This is a genomic window from Actinocrinis sp. (genome assembly GCF_035653575.1).
GTDB lineage: Bacteria > Actinomycetota > Actinomycetes > Streptomycetales > Catenulisporaceae > Actinocrinis.
In genome coordinates this window covers 1-3,619 of sequence record NZ_DASRBQ010000152.1, presented here as the reverse complement: position 1 = coordinate 3,619, position 3,619 = coordinate 1, and the positions used below count along the sequence as shown (strand labels likewise).

Sequence of the window (3,619 nt, the reverse complement as noted above, 5' to 3'; positions counted from 1 at the left end):
GCCGCCCAACCGGACCGATCCCGCCCGACTGGTCCGGCGCCCCCCTCGCAACGCCGCCACCCACCGGCCGATCCCTGCGCTAACCCGCGCGAGTTCGCCCCCCGTGTCCAACGCCCGCCCCCAGGAGCCTGATTTGGCGCTCACTATCGGCCCGCTGCCCACCGACCCGCCGCCCACCGACGCGGCGGATTCGGTACCGGCGCGGCGCGGCGCCCGCAGCCCCCGCGCGCTCGGGGCGTGGGCCGCGGTCGCGCCGCTGCTGATCTACTGCGCGATCTTCCTCGGCCTGCCGACCTGGGCCCTGCTGTACGAGGCCGTACGCCGCACCAACCCCGCGACCGGCGTCACCTCGTTCACCGCGCAGAACCTCACCGACTCCTGGAGCGGCTTCTACCTCACCGCCATGTGGGGCTCGCTGCGCCTGTCCCTGCTGACCGCCACGATCTCCGTGATCATCGGACTGGCCACCACGCACGCGATCGCCCAATCGCGCGGCCGCGTGCTCAAGCAGGCGGTGCTCACCGCGTCCGGCGTACTGGCCAACTTCGGCGGCATCCCGCTCGCCTTCTGCTTCATCGCCGCCGCCGGCACCGCGGGCGAGGCGACCGGCCTGATCCGCAAGATCGACCCCGGATTCGCGCTGGACACCTTCACTGGCCTGGTGCTGGTCTACCCCTACTTCCTCATCCCGCTCATGGTGCTGACCACCATGCCCGCGCTCGAGGGGCTGCGCCGACAGTGGCGCGAGGCGGCGACCGGGCTCGGCGGCTCCGCCTGGGACTACTGGCGGCACATCGGAGGGCCGATCCTGCTGCCCACCGCCCTCGGCGGATTCGTGCTCTGCTTCGGCAGCGCGTTCGCCGCGTACGCCACCGCGCAGGCCCTCGCCGGAGGCACCGTACCGCTGATCACGCTGCGGATCGCGTCCGTCCTGTCAGGCAACGTGCTCGCCGGGCAGGAGAACCTGGGCATGGCTATGAGCCTGAACACCATCGGCATCTGCGCCCTGATGATGGCCGTCTATCTCCCGCTGCGGGCTAGGAGCGCGCGATGGCTGGACTCGTAACCGACACCCTGGCCGCCGACCGCCCTGAGCCCTCCGACGCGGCCGGTCCGCCGCCCGGCCGGAACCTCGCCGGGCGCCTTTCCCGCGTCCGCTGGTGGCGCGTCCTCGTGCTCGCCGTCGTCGCGACCTACCTGCTCGGACCGCTGCTCTCTGCGCTCTGGTTCACCGTGTACAACTCGCGGCTGCACCGCTTCAGCCTGGCACCCTACGGACAGCTGTTCGGCGCGACCGGGTTCCTCACCAGCGTGCGCATGACGTTTTTCCTCGCGCTGACCACCATCGCGCTCGAATTCGTCCTGCTCGTGCCCGCGATGGTGGCCATCAGGCTGCGGCTGCCGCGACTGCGCGGCGTCGTGGAATCGATCGCGATGGTGCCGCTCGTCGTCTCACCGGTCGCGCTGACCGCCGGAGTCTCCACGGTCCTCGGCTGGGGCCTGAACGACCAGGGCAGCTGGCTGTTCCGCCTCGACGCCGACCTGCAGAACCAGTCCTTCCCCCTCATCCTGCCGCTCGTCTACGCGATCCTGGTGCTGCCCTTCGCGTTCCGCGCGCTCGACGCCGGACTGCGCGCGGTCGACCTCAAGACGCTGGTCGAAGCCGCTCGCGGTCTCGGCGCGTCCTGGCCGGTCGTCCTGTGGCGAGTGCTGCTGCCGAACCTGCGCGCAGGACTGCTCTCCGCGGCCGTCCTCACCCTCGCGCTGGTCTTCGGCGAGTACACCATCGCCTCCATTCTCGGCTTCGTACCGTTCGCGGTCTGGATCGTCCAGGACGGCCAGGGCAGCGGACAGCTGCCGATCGCCGTCTCCCTGCTCAGCCTGCTGCTGTCCTGGGCCGTGTTGTTCCTCGTCTCCTTCCTCGGTGGCCGCCGCGCCGCCGCCGTCACCGACCGGAGTGCCTGATGCCCGCCGCCGGACTTGAACTGAGCGCACTGCGCCGCTCCTACGGCGCCGTGCACGCGCTCGACGGACTCGACCTCGCCCTCGCCCCGGGCGAACTGGTCGCGCTGCTCGGCCCGTCCGGCTGCGGCAAGACCACGGCGCTGCGCATCGTCGCGGGCTTCGAACGCCCCGACGCCGGCCAGGTCCGCCTCGACGGCGCCGACATCACCCCGGTGTCCGCGGCCAAGCGCGACATGGGCATGGTGTTCCAGTCCTACAGCCTCTTTCCGCACCTGACCGCAGCCGAGAACGTCGCCTTCGGCCTGCGGCTGCGCAAAACCGCGGCGCCGCAGCGCAAAGCCCGCGCCGAGGAGCTGCTGGAACTGGTCGGCATCGCCGGCCACGGTGCCCGCTACCCGCATCAGCTCTCCGGTGGCCAGCAGCAGCGCGTCGCGCTCGCCCGCGCGCTGGCGATCCGGCCGAAGGTGCTACTGCTCGACGAGCCGCTGTCCGCCCTGGACGCGAAGGTCCGCCTGCAACTGCGCGACGAGATCCGACGGGTGCAGCTCGACCTGGGCATCATGACGCTGTTCGTCACGCACGACCAGGAAGAGGCGCTGTCCATGGCGGACCGCGTGGCCGTGATGCGCTCGGGACAGTTGGAGCAGTGCGCGGCCCCGGCACAGCTCTATGACCGACCGGCCACTGCGTTCGTCGCCGAGTTCGTCGGCACGATGAACCGCCTGCGCGGCACGATGATCGACGCCGACTCGGTCGAGGTCGCCGGCCGCCGCCTCCCGGTCGACGGCCAGCGCCCGGTCCCCGGCACGAAGGTCGAGGTCCTCCTGCGCCCCGAGGCAATCGAACTGGAGGCGATCGAGCCCGACTCGGTAGCCGACCGGGCGGGTGTCGACCCGGCCGTCGGCACGGTACGCACGGCCACGTTCCTCGGAGCCATCACGCGTGTCGCGATCACACTGGAAGACGGCACCGAGGTGAAGGCAGACCTGCCTTCGCACCGCGCCTGCGAGTTCCCGGCTGGCGGCCGGGCCCGGCTCACTCCCGCCCCGCGCCCCGTGCTCGTCGTCGCCCCCTGAGAGGCGGTTGACCTAGTCGCCGCCGCGCTTCTGAGCCTTCCCGCTTCGGAGGCCGTTGACCTAACGGCGGTGCCTCCGAGTCCTCCTGTTTCGTGTGCCGCTTGCGCCTTTGCCACCTGCCTTCGCCATCGCGACACCGCGCGGCGACGTCTACCTCGTCAGATTCGGACCCACTTCTATGCGGCCAAGCTCCACCCGCTCGATATCTCAACGTTGATTGCCGTCCTCCCTCCGACAGGACGATGACGGGCGACTTGTCTGGTCAAGTTCGAGCGGAGGGACGATCCATGAGACACATCGGTAGACCCAACGGCACCGCCAAGCCCGCCAGCCCCGACAGCATCGCTAAGCGCGACAGTATCGATAGGTCCGGCAGCACTGGTAAGCGCGGCAGCACCGCTAAGCCCGCCGACACCGGAAGGCCCATCGGCACCTCTGCTTTCCCTCACCGGCCTACTCCCTCGGTACGTACTTCCACGCTCCTGACCGCCGCCTCCCTACTGATCGCCCTGCTGCCCAGCCTGCTTTCCGCCCCGGCCCGCGCGGCCTCGGTGACCAGCCCGAACCTGCTCATCGAT

The 3,619-nt window shown here is 70.7% G+C and carries 3 protein-coding genes; all 3 read left to right on the top strand.

The features are described from left to right. Window positions 1-133 precede the first annotated feature (133 nt). The 3 genes from VFA06_RS20595 to VFA06_RS20585 are packed head-to-tail and all read left to right on the top strand — an operon-like array spanning window position 134 to window position 3,041. Window positions 134-1,066: an ABC transporter permease gene (locus VFA06_RS20595; protein ID WP_324842287.1), complete on the top strand. Its 933-nt coding sequence runs from the start codon at window positions 134-136 to the stop codon at window positions 1,064-1,066. Further along, window positions 1,051-1,965 carry an ABC transporter permease gene (locus VFA06_RS20590; protein ID WP_324842286.1) on the top strand — a complete coding sequence of 305 codons (915 nt, stop codon included), beginning with the start codon at window positions 1,051-1,053 and terminating at the stop codon, window positions 1,963-1,965. Before VFA06_RS20595 ends, VFA06_RS20590 begins: the two co-directional genes overlap by 16 nt. Beyond that, window positions 1,965-3,041, top strand: a complete 1,077-nt coding sequence (locus VFA06_RS20585; protein ID WP_324842285.1) for an ABC transporter ATP-binding protein — start codon at window positions 1,965-1,967, stop codon at window positions 3,039-3,041. Before VFA06_RS20590 ends, VFA06_RS20585 begins: the two co-directional genes overlap by 1 nt. The last annotated feature ends 578 nt before the right edge of the window (window positions 3,042-3,619 follow it).

What these genes read in the sequence shown, in the direction of transcription:
- VFA06_RS20585 (WP_324842285.1), top strand. Translation starts at nt 1,965, where the DNA reads ATGCCCGCCGCCGGACTTGAACTGAGCGCACTGCGCCGCTCCTACGGC.
- VFA06_RS20590 (WP_324842286.1), top strand. Translation starts at nt 1,051, where the DNA reads ATGGCTGGACTCGTAACCGACACCCTGGCCGCCGACCGCCCTGAGCCC.